Genomic DNA, 17610 nt, shown 5'->3' on the forward strand with positions numbered 1-17610 from the left:
AGGATGCAATAAAATGTAATTTGTTAACAGTGGGTGAATAAACCCGGTATTCTGCGTTAAAGTACGTTAAACTTGTGATTGGTAGAGTCTTAAAGTTTTAGTCCATTAAAATATTCAGCATCTCTGTGGCGGCATCGGCTATTTTGGTCCCTGGACCAAAAACGGCAACGGCACCATTTGTCAATAAATGGTCGTAATCTTGCTTTGGGATAACTCCCCCCACGATTACCATAATATCCTCACGCCCATATTTTCTCAATTCCTTTACTACCTCTGGAACCAAGGTCTTGTGTCCTCCGGCCAAGGAAGAAATTCCTAAGATATGCACATCGTTTTCTACGGCTTGTTTGGCTACTTCGGCCGGGGTTTGGAACAATGGTCCTATATCTACATCAAAACCAAGGTCGGCATATCCTGTGGCAACGACTTTGGCTCCACGGTCGTGACCGTCTTGACCCATTTTTGCAACCATAATACGAGGTCTCCGGCCTTCTTGTTCAGCAAAGCTGTCTGCCAGTTTTCGAGCCTTCTCAAAGCTCGCGTCGTTTTTAATTTCTTTGGAATACACTCCGGTAAAAGATTGAATTTTAGCTCTGTATCGTCCAAATGCACTCTCCATGGCATCGCTAATTTCGCCGAGGGTTGCACGTAATTTAGCTGCTTCTACTGCTAAAGCTAGCAAATTTCCACGGTCCGAATCGTTGTTCATGGCTTTTTTCGATGCAATTCGAATTGCATCGAGCGCTTTTTCTACAGCTTTTGAGTCCCTTTTGTGTCGAATTTCGTCAAGACGCGCCATTTGTTGTTTTCTCACCTTGGCATTGTCCACCTCCAAAATTTGAAGGTCGTCCTCATTTTCCAAGCGGTATTTGTTCACTCCTACAATAACATCTTGTCCACTGTCGATACGAGCTTGTTTTTTGGCTGCGGCCTCTTCAATACGCATTTTTGGGATACCTTTTTCAATGGCTTTTGTCATGCCGCCCAATTTTTCTACTTCTTGGATCAATTCCCATGCGTTTTCGGCAATTTCTTGGGTGAGTTGTTCCACTTTATGGCTCCCGGCCCAAGGGTCAACGGTTTTAGTGATGTGTGTTTCTTGCTGAAGATATATTTGTGTGTTTCGAGCAATCCGTGCAGAAAAATCGGTTGGCAGTGCTATGGCTTCGTCCAAGGCATTTGTGTGAAGACTTTGTGTGCCCCCAAATGCTGCCGCCATGGCTTCGATCGTAGTTCTTGCGACATTGTTGAATGGATCTTGCTCCGTTAAGCTCCAGCCACTGGTCTGACTGTGTGTTCGGAGCATGGATGATTTTGGGTTGGTCGGGTTGAACTGTTCGACCAATTTGGCCCAGAGCATCCTACCTGCCCTCATTTTGGCAATTTCGGAGAAATGATTCATTCCGATCCCCCAGAAAAATGATAGGCGAGGAGCGAACTCATCAATTTTTAGTCCTGCCTTTATCCCGGTTCTAATATATTCTACTCCATCGGCCAAGGTGTAGGCCAATTCCATAGCAGCAGGAGCTCCTGCTTCGTGCATATGGTACCCGGAAATACTGATACTGTTGAATCGAGGCATATGTTTGCTGGTGAATTCAAAAATATCCGCCACAATCTGCATGGATGGCGAGGGAGGGTAAATGTATGTATTCCGAACCATGAATTCTTTCAAAATATCATTTTGGATGGTCCCGGAAAGTTGCTCCATGGACACTCCTTGCTCCAACCCTGCTACAATGTAAAAGGCCATAATGGGAATTACGGCCCCGTTCATGGTCATGGAAACCGACATTTTATCCAAAGGTATCCCGTTGAACAGGATTTTCATATCCTCGATAGAATCTATGGCAACTCCCGCTTTGCCCACATCGCCAACAACACGATCGTTGTCCGAATCATATCCACGGTGGGTGGGTAGGTCAAAAGCAACTGAAAGTCCTTTTTGTCCTGCCTCTAAATTCCTTCGGTAAAAGGCGTTGCTTTCCTCGGCTGTTGAAAACCCGGCATACTGGCGAATGGTCCATGGTCTGCGTACATACATTGTAGAGTAGGGGCCACGCAAGAAAGGGGCAATGCCCGCGGCAAAATTTTCGTGTCCGTTTTTTTGGGTCTCGACTGCACTCGACCTGACAGATAGTTCCAGATGTTGAAGGTCTTTTCTACTCATCGTTCAATCTTTTTTGTTCGGTGGCTTCGGCCAATCGTTTTTCAATAATGGGCTCGATAATGGTTTTGCGCGCTTTGGTTTTTACAAAGGGATAGAGTTCAAGGTCGTCTTTCATCCTATCTTGTGGGTTCTGGTATTTATTGGTGCCTAGGGAAACGATCTTTCCTGCATCAAATAGTTGCTGTTCTTTTTCGGCACTCTCCTTTATTTTTTGTTGGATGTTGCCCTTTTTTAAGTTTTCCAAAAAACCTCCGGATTTTTCAACCTGTTTAAAAAGTGAAAGGGCCCTTTCCGCCAATTGATGAGTTACCGATTCTATATAATAGGCACCGTCCGTGAATTGGGCTGCATCGGAGAAATACCCTTCTTCTTTTAAAAGTAGCAATTGGTTGCGGGCTATGCGTTCTCCAAATGCATTGTCCTTATGGTATATGGCATCGTATGCCGAATTGGAAATCGTGTCGGCGCCCCCCAAAACGGCGGACATGCTTTCGGATGTGGTCCGCAGCATGTTTACGTTGTAATCGTAGAGTGTTTTATTACGTTTGGAGGGTTGGGCCATAATATGGCACTCACCGGAAATTCCATATTCCGAAGCCAAGGAGTTCCAAAGCCACCGAAGTGCTTTTATTTTGGCTATTTCAAAAAAATAATTACTGCCCACCGCAACTTTAAATGTAATGGGGAGATGTGCCTCGATTTTTTTGGAATTGACAAAATGGTCGAGGTATTCGTTGGCATGGGCCAAGCCGTAGGCCAATTGCTGGACCATATTTGCTCCAGCATTTTGATAAAGCGATAGATCTACTCCTATTAAGGAGATGTCCGAAGTGCCCAATGACACCAATTCGGTAAAAATATCGTGGTCTTTTTCCAAATTGTAGAACCAGTTGCCTTCTTTGGCCAAATTGCCGATAATGTCTATGTTCAGATAAGCCTTAGCCTTTTCTTTAGATAGGAGAGAGACTAGCTTTTTTGTAGGTTCCAGGGCTAAAAACTCGAAATTGAAATAAAGTACCACTCCGGTCTTGTCGATGCCCGATAGCAATTTTTCAAAATCGATGGATTCCTCTGGTATGGTAAATACAAGGCTCTCCACACCTTTTTTCAAAATTTCCAGAGCTTTGGAATTGGCTTTGATAGGGTCTGCGACATAAATGGCTTGCCCAATGTGCCATTTGTGGTCGCTGGGCATCGAATAGGAGTGAATGTCCTTTAGATCATCTTGGTTGTAAAATGGTTTTACATTGATGCCTTCCAAAGATTCCCAGACCAATGCTTCGTTGTAATCTGCGCCTTTAAGGTCTACCTGTATTTTTTGTTTCCATTCTTTGGTGGAGACTTCGGGAAATTCTTGAAATAAGTTAGTGTCGCTCATTTTTGTTTAGTCTTTAAGCTGTCTTCATATTCGATAAGGAATATTTCTTCGTTGTCCTTTTTCATAAAATATTTTTCTCGGGCCAACTTCTCCAATTCTTTATCGTCGGACATTTTTTTTAAGATTTCCTTGTCCTTCTCAATTTCAGTTTCCAGAAATTCTTTTTCTTTTTCGAGCTTGTCTATTTCATTTTCCAGCTCCAAATGGATCAACAAGGAATTGGTATCAAAAAAGGCCATCCAGATCACGAATATGGTCAATACCAAAATATAGGTATTGGTCATAATTTTGAACCACTTCTTTTTTTTCAATTCCTTTAACCCCATACCTATACAAGTTTATTGTTGATTATGGTTCTAACAATATCCACGGCTACGGTATTATAGTGGTTGTTCGGGATAATTATGTCCGCAAACTCCTTGGATGGTTCAATAAATTGAAGGTGCATGGGTTTAACAGCGGTTTGGTACCTTGTTAGAACCTTGTCCAAATCATGTCCCCGTTCGCGGGTGTCCCTTTGTAACCGTCTGATCAAACGTTCATCCGAATCGGCATGCACATAGATTTTAATGTCGAACATTTCCCTTAATTTGGGGTTGCTCAGAACTAAAATACCTTCCACGATCATTACTTTGCGGGGGTGTGTGGTAATGGTTTCCTTCATCCGGGTTTCTTCCACGAACGAATAAATGGGGGTTTCTATGGACTTTCCCTGTCTTAATAGTTCTATGTGCTCGATCAGCAGATCAAAATCTATGGAGTTGGGGTGGTCAAAATTTACCTTCGCTCTTTCTTCTTTGCTTAAATGGGAAAGATCGTTATAATAGGAATCTTGGGATATTATACCCACTTCATCTTGGGGCAATTGCTCCACGATCTGGTTTACAACCGTTGTTTTTCCGCACCCTGTGCCCCCTGCTATCCCTAAGATCAACATAGTTTAAAATTTGTCGTCAAAAATAAACAAATGATTTTGTTCCCAACTATCCCAGTATACTGCATAATTAATGATTACAATAAAAACAATTAATGATGATTGTCATAATTTATCCTGCTTATTAGGTATAGCTTTACATGGTTTTTTATTCATTAACCTTTATATTTATCAAGCTAACCAATGGAAACCTTTTTTATGGACAATATATACTCTGTTAAAGTAGGGGATGGCTTCGACTTTAAACTCTCCACCGACACTATATCTTCGTTAGATCTGATCAAAACCGGTAACGGCACCTTTCATTTATTAAAGGAGGGTAGGTCGTACCATGTAAAGATCTTGGAGACCGATTTTAACAATGGCGTTTATACCATTAGTGTCGATGGAAGCGAACATCGGGCCACCATACAAACTCCTCTGGACGAACTTATAGAAAAAATGGGCTTTGCCACCAATGGCGGTAAAAACATAGACTCCATTGCTGCCCCCATGCCGGGACTGATTTTGGATATTTTGGTAAAGGAAGGCCAAGAAGTATCCGAAGAGGACCAATTGGTAATTTTGGAAGCCATGAAAATGGAAAATATAATTACCTCACCACGTAATGGTGTGATAAAAAAAATTGGCGTGTCGCAAGGTGATGCCGTTGAAAAGAAACAATTGTTGATAGAATTTCAATAAAACATCATGAGAAAAATATTAGTGGCCAACCGTGGCGAAATTGCAGTTCGTGTAATGAGGACCGCAAAAAAAATGGGCATAAAGACCGTAGCTGTTTTCTCGGAAGTAGATCGCAATGCACCGCATGTCCAATTTGCGGATGAGGCGGTTTGTATTGGTGAGGGACCATCCAACCAATCTTATTTACGAGGTGACAAAATAATTGAGGTGGCCAGGAGCCTGAATGTGGATGGTATTCATCCGGGATACGGGTTTTTAAGCGAGAATGCCGATTTTGCCGAGGCTGTGGAAAAAAGCGGCATCACGTTTATTGGGCCAAAATCCAAGGCCATTCGAATAATGGGAAGCAAATTGGCCGCCAAGGAAGCGGTAAAGGCTTACGATATTCCTATGGTCCCCGGTATAGACGAAGCAATTTCCGATGTGGCAAAGGCCCACGACATAGCCAATGAAGTAGGTTACCCTGTGTTGATCAAGGCCTCTGCTGGTGGTGGAGGAAAGGGAATGCGGATCGTTGAAAAAGAAGAAGATCTCGAATCCGGAATGCAACGTGCCATTAGTGAGGCTACTTCGGCCTTTGGAGATGGTTCCGTTTTTGTGGAAAAGTATGTTACATCTCCCAGGCATATCGAGGTTCAGGTTATGGCCGATACCCACGGAAACGTACTTCATTTTTTTGAAAGGGAATGTAGCGTGCAACGTCGCCACCAAAAAGTGGTAGAAGAGGCACCATCGGCCATCCTAACTCCTGAACTGCGCAAAGAAATGGGGATTGCTGCTTGTAAAGTGGCAAAATCATGCGATTATATTGGGGCTGGCACAGTGGAGTTTTTAATGGATGCCGACCACAATTTTTACTTTCTGGAAATGAATACCCGTTTGCAAGTGGAGCACCCGGTCACCGAAATAATATCCGGAGTGGATTTGGTTGAGCTACAAATAAAAGTGGCCCGGGGAGAAGAACTACCTATGAAACAGGAAGACTTGAAAATTCAAGGACATGCAGTGGAATTACGGGTATATGCGGAAGATCCCTTAAACGATTTTCTCCCTAGTGTAGGAAACTTGGAGACCTATCAATTGCCCGTTGGCGATGGCATTCGGGTGGACAATGGATTTAGGGAGGGCATGGACATACCTATTTACTATGACCCTATGTTATCCAAGCTCATTACTTATGGTAAAACAAGGGAAGAGGCCATTGAACTTATGCTCGAAGCAATTCAGAATTATAAAGTTAAAGGAGTGCAGACGACATTGCCCTTTGGAAGTTTTGTTTTTGCCCACGAAGCATTCCGATCAGGGAATTTTGATACCCATTTTGTAAAGAATTATTATTCTCCAGAGAAAATAAAGGATCAAATGGGCAACGAGGCCGAGATTGCCGCAATGGTTGCACTGCATCAATATCTGGAAGATAAAAAAATAGTACGATTACCTTCAAACTGAATCCTATGGATCCCAAAATAAAAGCATTACAAGAAAAAATTGCCGAAGCCCATTTAGGGGGTGGCGAAAAACGGATTGAAAAACAACATCAAAAGAAAAAGCTTACCGCCCGAGAACGAATCCTTTATTTTTTAGACGAAGGTTCCTTTGAAGAAATGGGAATTTTGGTGACCCACCGTACCACCGATTTTGGTATGGACAAGGAAATGTATTACGGGGACGGCGTTGTAACCGGGTATGGAACGGTAAACGGAAGATTGGTTTATGTGTATGCACAGGACTTTACTGTTTTTGGTGGCGCATTGTCGGAAACACACGCCGAAAAAATATGTAAGATCATGGACCTGGCCATGAAGGTAGGCGCTCCAATTATTGGTTTAAATGATTCGGGAGGTGCTAGAATACAAGAGGGAGTTCGGTCCTTGGGAGGTTATGCCGATATTTTTTACCGAAATGTGCAGGCATCCGGCGTAATTCCTCAAATTTCCGCTATCATGGGGCCTTGTGCAGGCGGTGCAGTGTATTCTCCCGCCATGACGGATTTTATTATAATGGTAGAGGAAACCAGTTATATGTTCGTAACGGGACCCAATGTGGTAAAAACAGTAACAAACGAAACCGTTACATCCGAGGAATTGGGCGGGGCAAGTACCCACGCGGTAAAATCGGGAGTGGCCCACAAAACCTCTACCAACGATGCAGCTTGTTTGGACGATATCCGAAAATTATTGGATTATCTTCCTCAAAACAATAAAGAAACCACGCCATTATTGCCCTATGAACTTGGGGATGAAACCAGAGAGGAGCTGATGGAGATCGTACCCGATAATCCCAACAAACCTTACGATATGCACGATGTGATCAATGGGATCATCGACGCAGACTCGTTTTATGAGATCCATAAGGATTATGCGGAAAACATAATTACCGGTTTTGCCCGGTTGGGTGGAAGAAGTATAGGTGTAATTGCCAATCAACCCATGTTCTTGGCCGGGGTACTTGGTGTAAAGAGTTCCAGGAAAGCGGCACGATTTACGAGATTCTGTGATTCCTTTAATATTCCTTTATTGGTGCTGGTGGACGTTCCCGGATTTTTGCCAGGAACTGATCAGGAATGGAGCGGAATTATAATGCATGGCGCTAAATTACTATATGCCTTAAGTGAAGCAACCGTGCCAAGAGTCACCGTAATTACACGCAAAGCCTATGGCGGTGCTTATGATGTAATGAACTCCAAACACATTGGTGCGGACTTTAACTATGCTTGGCCTTCTGCCGAAATTGCCGTAATGGGTGCGAAAGGTGCTAGTGAGATCATCTTTAGGCGTGAAATTGCAGCAGCCGAAGATCCAGAAACCAAACTGAAGGAAAAGGAAACCGAATATGCCGACAAGTTCGCCAATCCGTACAGGGCGGCCAAACGCGGTTTTATTGATGAGGTAATCTTACCAAAGGATACCCGAAGTAAATTGTTGAAAACGTTTGCCATGTTGGAAAAAAAAGAAGTGCAGACCCCTTGGAAGAAGCACGGCAACATTCCGTTGTAGGTTAGTCCGGATTTAAGAGGTTTCAACTTTAAGGTTGGAAAATAATAATATTGAAGTAGTTATAAAGTGAATTGTTGGGTAAATTGATTTTTTACATCGAATCCTGAGCGAAACCGAGAGAAAATTCCAAGGATTGATTTTACTTATTTTTAACTACAACGTTATAAGTGTTTCCATAACATTAAACCTTTCTTAAAAGCTTTAGCGATCCATTGGGTATCACTAATTTTGCCGGATGCAAAAACAAAATCAAAAACCCAATTTTGAGTTTGTGGCCATGATGGCTGCTTTAATGTCCATCGTGGCCTTGGCCATAGATGCCATTTTGCCTGCCATTTCCAATATCGGAGAAGCTATTAATAGTACCGACCCAACGGATAACCAGTTATTGGTCACCATGATTTTCTTGGGTCTTGGTCTGGGACAATTATTTTTTGGCCCCATATCCGATAGTTTTGGGAGAAAACCGGTGGTTTATGTCGGTTTCGTAATATTTTTAGTGGCAAGTATTATTTGTTTATATGCGCCCTCGTTGGAAATTATGGTGGTCGGAAGAATTTTACAGGGTATTGGACTTTCCGCTCCAAGAACCATTTCCATCTCTATAATTCGGGATACCTACGAAGGAGACTACATGGCAAAAATTATGTCTTTTGTGGTTGCTTTCTTTATTCTGGTACCGGTCGTGGCTCCTGCCATTGGTAAGCTTATCTTGGATGCTGCCGGGTGGAAGGCCATCTTCTACGTTCAATTGGTATTTGTACTTATTGTTGCTATTTGGTTTTGGAAACGTCAAAAGGAAACTTTACATCCACAATATAAAATACCGTTCACTAAGCATGTGTTTATCGATGGTGTTCGCGAATTTATCAAACATAGGGAAACGGTTGCCTTTACATTGACATCGGGACTGGTGACCGGAGCATTTTTGGTGTATTTAAGTTCTGCCCAGCATATTTTTGAAGATCAATACGCACTCAAGGAAATGTTTCCATACATTTTTGCAGGATTGGCCATTTCCATAGGTCTTTCAACTTTTTTAAACGGAACTCTGGTTATGCGTTTTGGAATGCGGAAACTTTCGCTTATGGCCACTATAGCCTTTTGTGTTATTGCCATTTTGTATTCCATTTTGTTTTTGAACTCACCAAATCCCAGCATTTATATTTTGGTAGGGTTTCTTTCCATCCAGTTTTTCTGTCTTGGGTTTATGTGGGGAAATTTCCGATCCATTGCCATGGAGCCTATCGGTCATATTGCTGGTATCGGTGCTGCTATTAACGGATTTGTATCCACTCTACTGTCCATACCTATAGCCACTTTTATCGGTGAATTCGTAAAAGACACGGTTTGGCCTTTATTTGCCGGTCTGGCCATTTGCGGATTGTGCGCATTGACCATTTTTCTTTGGGTGAACAAACCTAAAAGAAAAAGGGTAGCTACGACTTAAACCTTTGCGGGCATGAATATTTCACCACTGCAAGAATCCTCCGTTGCACCGGTAACTGACTTTAACACGTTTGTTTTACCTTCTAGCCGTAAAACGCCCATTAAAGCAAAAACCAAGGCTTCCTTATAAGCGATCAAAGTTTTGCTAGGTACAACAACTTGGATTTCCCTGCCCAACTTTTCTTGAAGCGTTTCGATAAAGAAAGAGTTAAGTGCACCCCCTCCCGTAGCAAATAATTTGGTGTCAGTTTCGCTACTGTTCTTGTGCAGATGTACTGCATTTGCGATTTGTTCGCAATTATGGTGGATAAATGTGTGCAACAGGTCTTTATTGGAAGCTTTTGAGCTTTCTATTATTGGTAGAATCTCGGAGGAAAACCATTCAAAGCCCGTGGATTTGGGATTGGGCAGTTGGTAGTACTCCAAGTTGTTCAGTTTGTCCAGCATGGTCCGGTCCAGTTTTCCAGAACGTGCCAATTTTCCATCTTCGTCATAGGCCATACCCATTTTATGGGTAATAAAGTTCAAGGGCATATTGGCCAAACCAATATCATAGGCTATACGTTTACCGTCCTTTTTAAAAGAAATATTGCTGATGCCGCCCAAATTCAGACAAAAGTCATACTCATGGAACAAAAGCTCATCACCAATGGGTACCAAGGGAGCTCCTTGTCCCTTTAGGGACACATCTTTAGTTCTAAAGTCGCACACTACCTTTTTTCCGGAAGTGTTGGCCAATAGTTGACCATCGCCAAGTTGAAACGTAATCCCTTCTTCCGGTCTGTGATGGGAAGTATGTCCATGACTTGCAATAAAATCCACATCTCCTTTCAAGTTTTCTATAAACTCCTTGGTCTTTTGCCCTAAAAAAATTCCATAATCTTTGTGCAATTGATCGTGGTCTTCTTCGGAAAGGTGGATGGCGTTTTTAAGATGTTCCCGCATTTTGTCGGAATAATCTATTTCTGCGGTTTCTTTAATGGAAAAATTCCATTTTCCGGCCTCTTCCCAAATATGACAATAGGCAATATCGAGACCGTCCAAAGAAGTACCGGACATTAGTCCCAAGACTTTATACGTGTTCATATATTACTTATTTCTATGATTAAAGAAATCGGCTTGTGTTCATTATTCAAGATTTCTTTAAAACTAAATTTACTCTGCTCAACCATATTTAATACCTCGATCCAATCTTCCATGGTCCGAGCATACCAAGAATGTCCGTCGGTAAAGTTGCCCGGCAGGCCTTTCCAAGAATCGGAGAGCCATTGACTTTGATAAGGTAGACCGTTTTCAATCAAAAAATAGGGGTGCAAAGTCTGAATCACAATGGCGCCGTTTGCTTTTAATTGCTTTAAAGTATTGGAAAACAACTCTTGTGTTCCATCTTTTAGATACAGGCAAAAATTGAAGACTGCAACATCAAAAGGTGCATTTGGAATTGCTTTTCCGTCAATAATATCCTCAAAAGTGAACACTTCAAAAGAATGGTTACCTTGTTTTTTTGCTTGCTCGATTAAGCCTGGTATTGCATCTACTCCTGTAGTTTTCCAACCCAAGGTGTGCATTTCCCGCGATAACCAACCTTCTCCGCAGCCAATGTCCGCCAAGGAGTCACCATCCAAAGATTTTAGTGTGTCGAGAATGGCCGTATTCGTATATTTTCTTGATGGAATTGCGTTGTTTTGAATAATTTTCACCCATTCTTCGGCATTTTTATGCCAAGATTTTTTGATTTCATCACTCATAGCTGGAATGTTTTCAGTTGAATGGGAAGTGTTCCTTTAGCTTCTATTTTTCCTAAAAAGTGTTCAACGGCAACTTCTTGGAATTCTGGAAAATCCTGATAGATCAATGCTACATTGGAATTCGCTGCCAATTGTAAAATATCGAGCACGTAAGGGTTGCCAAAAAGGTAGATCAAGATGTTTTTTTCTTGAATCAGTCTATGGATCAACGCCAATGTCTTCTTATCAAACCCAAAAAAATCTTTAGGTTTTACAGCGGGTGGAAATATACTCAGCAAGGCATTTTTTTTATCCGATGCCAATGCAGTATCCAAATCTATGGCTTGTATTCCCGAATGTGCCGCTATTTGTTCCGAAAAGTGGTTCTTTTTTCCAGAACTTATAGAAACATTCAAGAAGTTGGAGGATTTGATTTCTTCTGCCAGGAGTGGATTGCCATAAAGCTCCGTAATGGTATTTTGGGCGATTTCTTTGTTTAATTGGACAGTATCCCCATTTGAAGTTTGCACAGCGGTATTTGGGGCGAAAACTTTCTGTTTTAATGCCCAAACCCTTTCAAAGCTTTGTTCTATTTGTTTTTTAGTTGAATTATTTACGATTCTTGTAATGCCTTCCGCCACATTTTCGGTAAAGCATAGTACATCCATACCAGCAGAAAACGCAGCCGCTTCCAACGCCCCTTTTTCAGCGAACTTTTTGGATACGGCATGCATATTTAGTGCATCGGAAATTACTACGCCATTAAAACCCAACTCTTTTCGGAGTAGCTCGGAAATAATCTTTGATGATGTAGTGGATGGGTGATCGGGATCTATCTGTGGCAAGAGCAAATGCCCGACCATAACGGAGTCGACCCCTTTATCTATCAGTTTTTTAAAAGGATATAGTTCATTCTTCAATAGATCATCCAAGGGTTTATCGATAACAGGCAGTCCCAAATGGGAGTCGGTGGCCGTATCGCCATGCCCGGGAAAGTGTTTAATGGAGTTAAGAGTCCCACTTTCCGACATTCCCTTTAGAAATGCTTCTGCCTTGGAGAGTACACTATCCCTATCGTCCCCAAAAGACCGATACCCAATAACAGGATTTTCCGGATTGTTGTTGATATCGACCACGGGGGCCAAATTCCATTGGATGCCTGCATGTTTACAATCTTTCCCGATGGCTTCTCCCACTTTATAAATAAGTTCGTTGTTATTGTTGAGGGCGCCCAATGTGATCGCATAAGGAAATTGTGGTGTGTTCTCGATGCGCATGGCAAGTCCCCATTCAGCATCGATGGCTATGATGAGCGGAATTTGAGCGGCTTTTTGGTATCGGTTTATAAGCTCCAATAGCCGATCATAGCTTTTTTCGTTGTGAACCACTTTTTTCTTGCCTTCGAAGTTGGTTGCGGCACTGGCCCTGCTGTGGAAAAAACAAATGGATCCTACATGGTAATCCTTGATCAATTTTTCCATTTTTTGAACCTCTTCCTCGGTATCGTTGATGAATACGGCAGGCATAAATAATTGCCCTACCTTTTGTTGTAAAGAAAGTTGTTCAGAGGTAAGTGTGTATGTTCTATGGGTATCAATCATTTGAATCGGTAGTTTTTTTGCCGTAATCGGCAGGGTATTTTAAATAACGAAGCACAATAAAAGCCGGCAAGGCGGCAATTACCACCCATATAAAGAAGCCATCATAACCCAACCATTCTTGTATGTAGCCGCTTAGCATTCCGGGCAGCATCATTCCAAGAGCCATAAAACCGGTCGCTATGGCATAGTGCGATGTTTTCGAAGCTCCTTCTGCCACATAGATGAGGTACATCATAAATGCTGCAAAACCGAAACCATAACCAAATTGTTCTATGATTACGGTGCCCACCACTGCGTAAATACTGGTCGTTTGTGTAACGGCCAACAATGCATACAGAGCGTTGGGCAAATTTAGTGCGAGCAGCATGGGAAGCATCCATTTTTTTAGGCCATCCCGAGATATTAAAATACCGCCCAAAATGCCGCCAAGTGATAGCATAATTACGCCTACGGTGCCATAAATGGTGCCCACGGCTTCGGTGGAATAGGCCAATCCGCCCATTTCCAGTCCGTCCAGTAGGAAAGGGGAGGCCATCTTAACTAATTGGGATTCCCCCAAGCGATACGTTAGGATAAACAGCAATGCTACCCCGATTTGATGTTTTCTAAAAAAGGTGGCGAATACTTCGAAAAATCCAGCAGGTTTTTCATCCGATTGCGAGGCAGGCTCTTCAAATTTTGGTGCGGTAAAAAAGTTGGATATGGTCAAAGCGATCATTAAAACAGCAGCGCAGATCATTGTAATAGACCATGCTTTGGTATTGTCCCCGTATTTATTTTCCAGAAAACCGGCAAAGATTACCAAAAGTCCTTGTCCGGTAACCATGGCCAAACGGTAAAAAGTGCTGCGAAGTCCTATAAAAAACGACTGTTTTTTCTGTGTAAGGCCGATCATATAATACCCATCGGAGGCAATGTCGTTTGTGGCCGATGCAAAAGCAGCCATCCAGAAAAACGCTAAGGTGATAATAAAGAACGAGTTGGACGGTAGAAAAAGTCCGATTCCCAAAAATGCCAACGAAATAATCAATTGCATGGCCAAGAACCACTTTCGTTTGGTACCGTTAATGTCCACCAAGGGGCTCCATAATGGTTTTATTACCCATGGCAGATATAACCAACTTGTGTACAGGCCGATTTCTGCATTTCCAATGCCCAATCGTTTGTACATAATTACTGAAACGGTTACCACTAGAATGTATGGGATTCCCTGAGTGAAATATAAAAAAGGAATCCACAACCAAGCGTTTTTATCTTTTGGAGCTACATTCATTTAGGCTGTTTTAATAGATTTTGATAAATACTTTTTTCCGACTTTTCTATGATCTTGGCGCCTACGGCCTGTTCATAATAGCCAGCAGGGCCGACCCCTCCAATAATTGCATAGGTGTATCCCATATTTTTGAGGGCCATAAGTGCCTTTATCAGTAATATTTTACCAATGCCTTTACCTCTTTGGTCGGTTAGGACACCGGTAGGGCCAAAAAAATTCTTGGCGGTACTTTCAAAACAAGCGAAACCTAAAATTTCCTGTCCACGCTGAGCAATAAAGCAGTTTACGGGCTTGGAGGCAAAGGCAACTTCTGTTTCGTCCGCCCAATTTTTGCTGAAATGCTTCTTTGTCCAATCCACAACAATACTTTTTTCCGGACTAATGGGTCTTTTAAATATTACACCGTGATTTTCGAAGAGGTTTTTTTCCGCCTCAGAAATGTCGGGAAGGTCCAAAAGTCGAACAAGCATATCGTGCATGAGTGGTCTATTTTAAATTTAGTGGCTGCACAGCGCTTTCGTTGCCGTATGCATCACTTATGTTGATTACTAAATCTTTTCGTAGATGTTTTTTTGTAATATTGAATTGATAACACCCTTCTACTTCACTTTCGGAAAGGTATTCTTTTCCAATGAGTTCTGTTTTGCCTTGTTTTACAACGTAAAGGTTTATAAAACGAGGAACATTATCCGTATGGGAAACACATAGATCGATGATTGTATTGCTGACTTCGACTGATTTGATAGCGGGAAGTAGAACTACACGCACTACACGATTTAATGGCCCTGGATTTTTTGCGGGCAGATTGTAAAATTTCTTTTGGAGTTTTTTGTTGACCTTTTCATGCTGACCGATCAAGGATTTTGCGCTGAAAAAGATATTACCGTCAATGTTATCCAAATCCCGGGCAAAATGCAACTGCTTGGGAATTTCATTGTTTTTCTTCCAAGCCTTGTCCGCATTATTTTTGATTTTGTACGTGCCATTGCCCACGTATAGATTGGTGTTGGGTGTGTTTTTGGCCCACCAAGATGTGATAATCTTATGTGATGCCACGGGGTAATCCATGCTCCAATACACTTGGGGCGCTAAATAATCCAGCCAACCTTCTTGGACCCAAAGTACGGGGTCGGCATATAGGTCTTCATAGGTGGTTTGTCCGGCTTTGGTATCGGAGCCCAAAGGGTCGGTACTTTTGTTTTTCCAAACGCCAAATGGACTAATGCCGAACTGTACCCAAGGTTTATGTTTTTTGATGGTTTTGTGCACATCCTTCACCAAGGAATCCACATTGCTTCTTCTCCAATCTTCCAAAGACTGACCCGGCAATCCATATTTTTTATAGCTTTCGGTATCATCAAAAGTTTCCCCTTCAACTTTGTAGGGGTAGAAATAATCATCAAAATGAATGGCATCTATTTCATAATTGGTGACCAGTTCTTCAATGATTTTATTGAATTTTTCCCGTACCGCTGGCAGTCCGGGGTTGTAGTAATATTTTTTTCCGTATTTGATGATCCAATCGGGATGTTGGAAAAAGTCGTGCTTTTGTGAGAGCTGGGTGGTGTCCAAGCTAACTGTAGCTCTGTACGGATTGAGCCAAGCATGAAATTCCATACCTCGTTTGTGTGTTTCTTCGATCATCCATTTTAGAGGTCCATCGAACTTTTTTGGTGCCTCACCTTCCTTACCGGTCAGATACCTGGACCACGGTGCTAAATCAGTAGGGTAGAGGGCATCTCCTGCGGTCCTAACTTGAACAATGGACGCGTTGAAGTTCATTTTTTGGTAGAAGTCCAAGATTTGGATGTAATCCTTTTTTTTCTTGATTACTTCGTCATTGGGATTTTTGGGCCAATCGATATTGGCCACAGTGGCAACCCAAACACCTCTAAATTCTTCTTTTGGGGCTTTGGTGGTAGCACAGGAAAGAAAAATAAAAACTGGGATTATGTATAGAATTCGAAACATATAAGCGAAAAAAAAGGCCTACGTATGCACTAAATGTAGGCCTTTTTGCAAGATTAAATTAAACAACTAACAACTTAAAACAAAATTGTATCAGATGGCTGGGTCATCTGGTGTATTGGTGTTATTATCTCTTTCCGTGTTAGGGTAAGGATAAAAGTTTCTATTACGTTCTTCGTCAAAATTCTGAACTGTAGGGGTCGGGTCGGGTCTTCCAAATCGTCGGCTATCTTCCAAACTCATTCCTGTTAAGAACAGTTCTGCTCTTCTGTTTTTGTATACCTCGTCCAACAATACGGCAACCGAAGTATCCCCATCATAAGCAGAAACGTTGGCATTTACCCCAAAAACATCATCGGTATCGGTTAGCACTAAATTTAAAGCGGTAACAGCGGCACCGGTATCGGGGGATGATTTTCTTAGATTGGCCTCGGCAATAATCAGGTTCATCTCGTCCGGTAGATAAATTGGAATAGATCCTGTGTCGGCATTAAAGAAACCTGCTAAATCTTCGATCGGGAATTGGTTTTGGTTCAATTCATCCAAAGGAACCATGTAAAAGTCAAATCTACCGTCACCGTCTTCGAATACAAAACTAGCTGGCAAGCCAAAATTGTCCTGTGGTTTAAAGTTCGGAGCGCTGTTCTGGAAAACCCTGCTCCAAATTGGATTTAGGTTTTGAGTATCGTAGGTAAAAACGGAACTAGAGGTTTGGTCCACTTCGGATGCTGCAGCGATGGCCGCATCGTAGTTGCCCGCAAACAGATTAAATCTGGCCAACATGGCATTTATGGTGTTCTCCAAATCAATATCCCCTCTTAAAACCTCTGCTTCGAACTCTGCAGAAATCGGATTTGCAGCGATGGCACTCTTGGCTTCGTTCAACAAGGCGATTGCGGTGTTGTACCCTTCAATTCTTGATATGAAAGGAGGGTTGTCCTCGGAAGTCGCCACAATTACTTGCTCATAGTTCTGAGCCATGGCTCCAATGCTCATGGCGTGAAATAGTTTCGCATTGGCGATCAAACCACTTTTGGTCCCTGCATCGATATCGAGTTCGGCAGCATTTGCTGCAATGTCCTCGGCAATTCCCACTACTCTTAGCATTGTTGTCCACAATCCCACTACATTGGAATTGGTATTAGGGATGTCCCCACCGTCTTCCAAATCGATCATGTTTTGGAAAGTAGTGGTTATTCCTCCTTCTCTTGTAGTAATTGCAGGGGTTTCGATAATATATCGCATACCGGTAGTGGAATACAGTTCCTGCATTCCAATTGTAGTGGCCAAAATCCCTTCCCTGGAAGTGAAAACTTGATCACTTGCAGCGGCATTTGGATTGTCAAAGTCTGTTTCGCACGATGTGATTGCCAATACGGTGGTTAGCAGGAACATCAGCTTATATGTAGAATATCTATAAAATTTCATTG

15 protein-coding genes are annotated in these 17610 nt (G+C 42.2%); 4 read left to right on the forward strand and 11 right to left on the reverse strand.

Annotated features, from left to right (window positions below; all coding sequences use genetic code 11):
- Positions 1 to 97 precede the first annotated feature (97 nt).
- Genes scpA through udk form a run of 4 tightly spaced genes read right to left on the reverse strand, consistent with a single transcriptional unit; the run spans position 98 to position 4485 of the window.
- A complete protein-coding gene (gene scpA, locus MJO53_RS12020; RefSeq protein ID WP_252079244.1) occupies positions 98 to 2170 on the reverse strand; it encodes a methylmalonyl-CoA mutase in 2073 nt (690 codons plus the stop codon).
- Positions 2163 to 3548, reverse strand: coding sequence for a methylmalonyl-CoA mutase subunit beta (locus MJO53_RS12025; RefSeq protein ID WP_252079245.1), 1386 nt, complete (start codon positions 3546 to 3548; stop codon positions 2163 to 2165). Before MJO53_RS12025 ends, scpA begins: the two co-directional genes overlap by 8 nt.
- Complete coding sequence (locus MJO53_RS12030) at positions 3545 to 3874, reverse strand: FtsB family cell division protein (protein WP_224835085.1); 330 nt, start codon at positions 3872 to 3874, stop codon at positions 3545 to 3547. The genes MJO53_RS12025 and MJO53_RS12030 overlap by 4 nt, the downstream gene beginning before the upstream one ends.
- 2 nt (positions 3875 to 3876) lie before the next feature.
- Positions 3877 to 4485 carry a uridine kinase gene (udk, locus tag MJO53_RS12035; RefSeq protein ID WP_224835084.1) on the reverse strand — a complete coding sequence of 203 codons (609 nt, stop codon included), beginning with the start codon at positions 4483 to 4485 and terminating at the stop codon, positions 3877 to 3879.
- A gap of 195 nt (positions 4486 to 4680) precedes the next feature.
- On the opposite strand from udk, the gene MJO53_RS12040 reads away from it, so the two are divergent.
- From MJO53_RS12040 to MJO53_RS12055, 4 genes are all read left to right on the forward strand, one after another.
- Positions 4681 to 5166 (forward strand): acetyl-CoA carboxylase biotin carboxyl carrier protein subunit, encoded by a 486-nt coding sequence (locus MJO53_RS12040; RefSeq protein ID WP_252079246.1) that lies wholly within the window; start codon positions 4681 to 4683, stop codon positions 5164 to 5166.
- Between the two features lie 6 nt (positions 5167 to 5172).
- Complete coding sequence (accC, locus tag MJO53_RS12045; protein WP_252079247.1) at positions 5173 to 6615, forward strand: acetyl-CoA carboxylase biotin carboxylase subunit; 1443 nt, start codon at positions 5173 to 5175, stop codon at positions 6613 to 6615.
- A gap of 5 nt (positions 6616 to 6620) precedes the next feature.
- Positions 6621 to 8162: an acyl-CoA carboxylase subunit beta gene (locus MJO53_RS12050; protein WP_252079248.1), complete on the forward strand. Its 1542-nt coding sequence runs from the start codon at positions 6621 to 6623 to the stop codon at positions 8160 to 8162.
- Positions 8163 to 8397: 235 nt separating this feature from the next.
- Positions 8398 to 9612: a multidrug effflux MFS transporter gene (locus MJO53_RS12055; RefSeq protein ID WP_224835080.1), complete on the forward strand. Its 1215-nt coding sequence runs from the start codon at positions 8398 to 8400 to the stop codon at positions 9610 to 9612.
- On the opposite strand, the gene MJO53_RS12060 is transcribed toward MJO53_RS12055, so the two are convergent.
- From MJO53_RS12060 to MJO53_RS12090, 7 genes are all read right to left on the reverse strand, one after another.
- Positions 9609 to 10697 carry an anhydro-N-acetylmuramic acid kinase gene (locus MJO53_RS12060; protein WP_252079249.1) on the reverse strand — a complete coding sequence of 363 codons (1089 nt, stop codon included), beginning with the start codon at positions 10695 to 10697 and terminating at the stop codon, positions 9609 to 9611. The two genes, MJO53_RS12055 and MJO53_RS12060, sit on opposite strands and share 4 nt — an antisense overlap.
- Complete coding sequence (locus tag MJO53_RS12065; RefSeq protein ID WP_252079250.1) at positions 10694 to 11359, reverse strand: class I SAM-dependent methyltransferase; 666 nt, start codon at positions 11357 to 11359, stop codon at positions 10694 to 10696. Before MJO53_RS12065 ends, MJO53_RS12060 begins: the two co-directional genes overlap by 4 nt.
- A complete protein-coding gene (locus tag MJO53_RS12070; RefSeq protein WP_252079251.1) occupies positions 11356 to 12939 on the reverse strand; it encodes a glycoside hydrolase family 3 protein in 1584 nt (527 codons plus the stop codon). Before MJO53_RS12070 ends, MJO53_RS12065 begins: the two co-directional genes overlap by 4 nt.
- Positions 12932 to 14212, reverse strand: a complete 1281-nt coding sequence (locus MJO53_RS12075; RefSeq protein ID WP_252079252.1) for an MFS transporter — start codon at positions 14210 to 14212, stop codon at positions 12932 to 12934. Before MJO53_RS12075 ends, MJO53_RS12070 begins: the two co-directional genes overlap by 8 nt.
- Positions 14209 to 14691 carry a GNAT family N-acetyltransferase gene (locus MJO53_RS12080; protein ID WP_224835075.1) on the reverse strand — a complete coding sequence of 161 codons (483 nt, stop codon included), beginning with the start codon at positions 14689 to 14691 and terminating at the stop codon, positions 14209 to 14211. The genes MJO53_RS12075 and MJO53_RS12080 overlap by 4 nt, the downstream gene beginning before the upstream one ends.
- A gap of 7 nt (positions 14692 to 14698) precedes the next feature.
- The gene (locus tag MJO53_RS12085) at positions 14699 to 16183 is read right to left on the reverse strand and encodes a glycoside hydrolase family 10 protein (RefSeq protein WP_252079253.1); all 1485 of its coding nucleotides are present in this window, start codon (positions 16181 to 16183) and stop codon (positions 14699 to 14701) included.
- A 90-nt stretch (positions 16184 to 16273) separates the two neighbouring features.
- Positions 16274 to 17608, reverse strand: a complete 1335-nt coding sequence (locus MJO53_RS12090; RefSeq protein ID WP_252079254.1) for a hypothetical protein — start codon at positions 17606 to 17608, stop codon at positions 16274 to 16276.
- Between the last annotated feature and the right edge of the window lie 2 nt (positions 17609 to 17610).

The organism is Flagellimonas marinaquae, assembly GCF_023716465.1.
In the GTDB taxonomy this organism is placed as follows: Bacteria; Bacteroidota; Bacteroidia; order Flavobacteriales; family Flavobacteriaceae; genus Flagellimonas; species Flagellimonas alginolytica.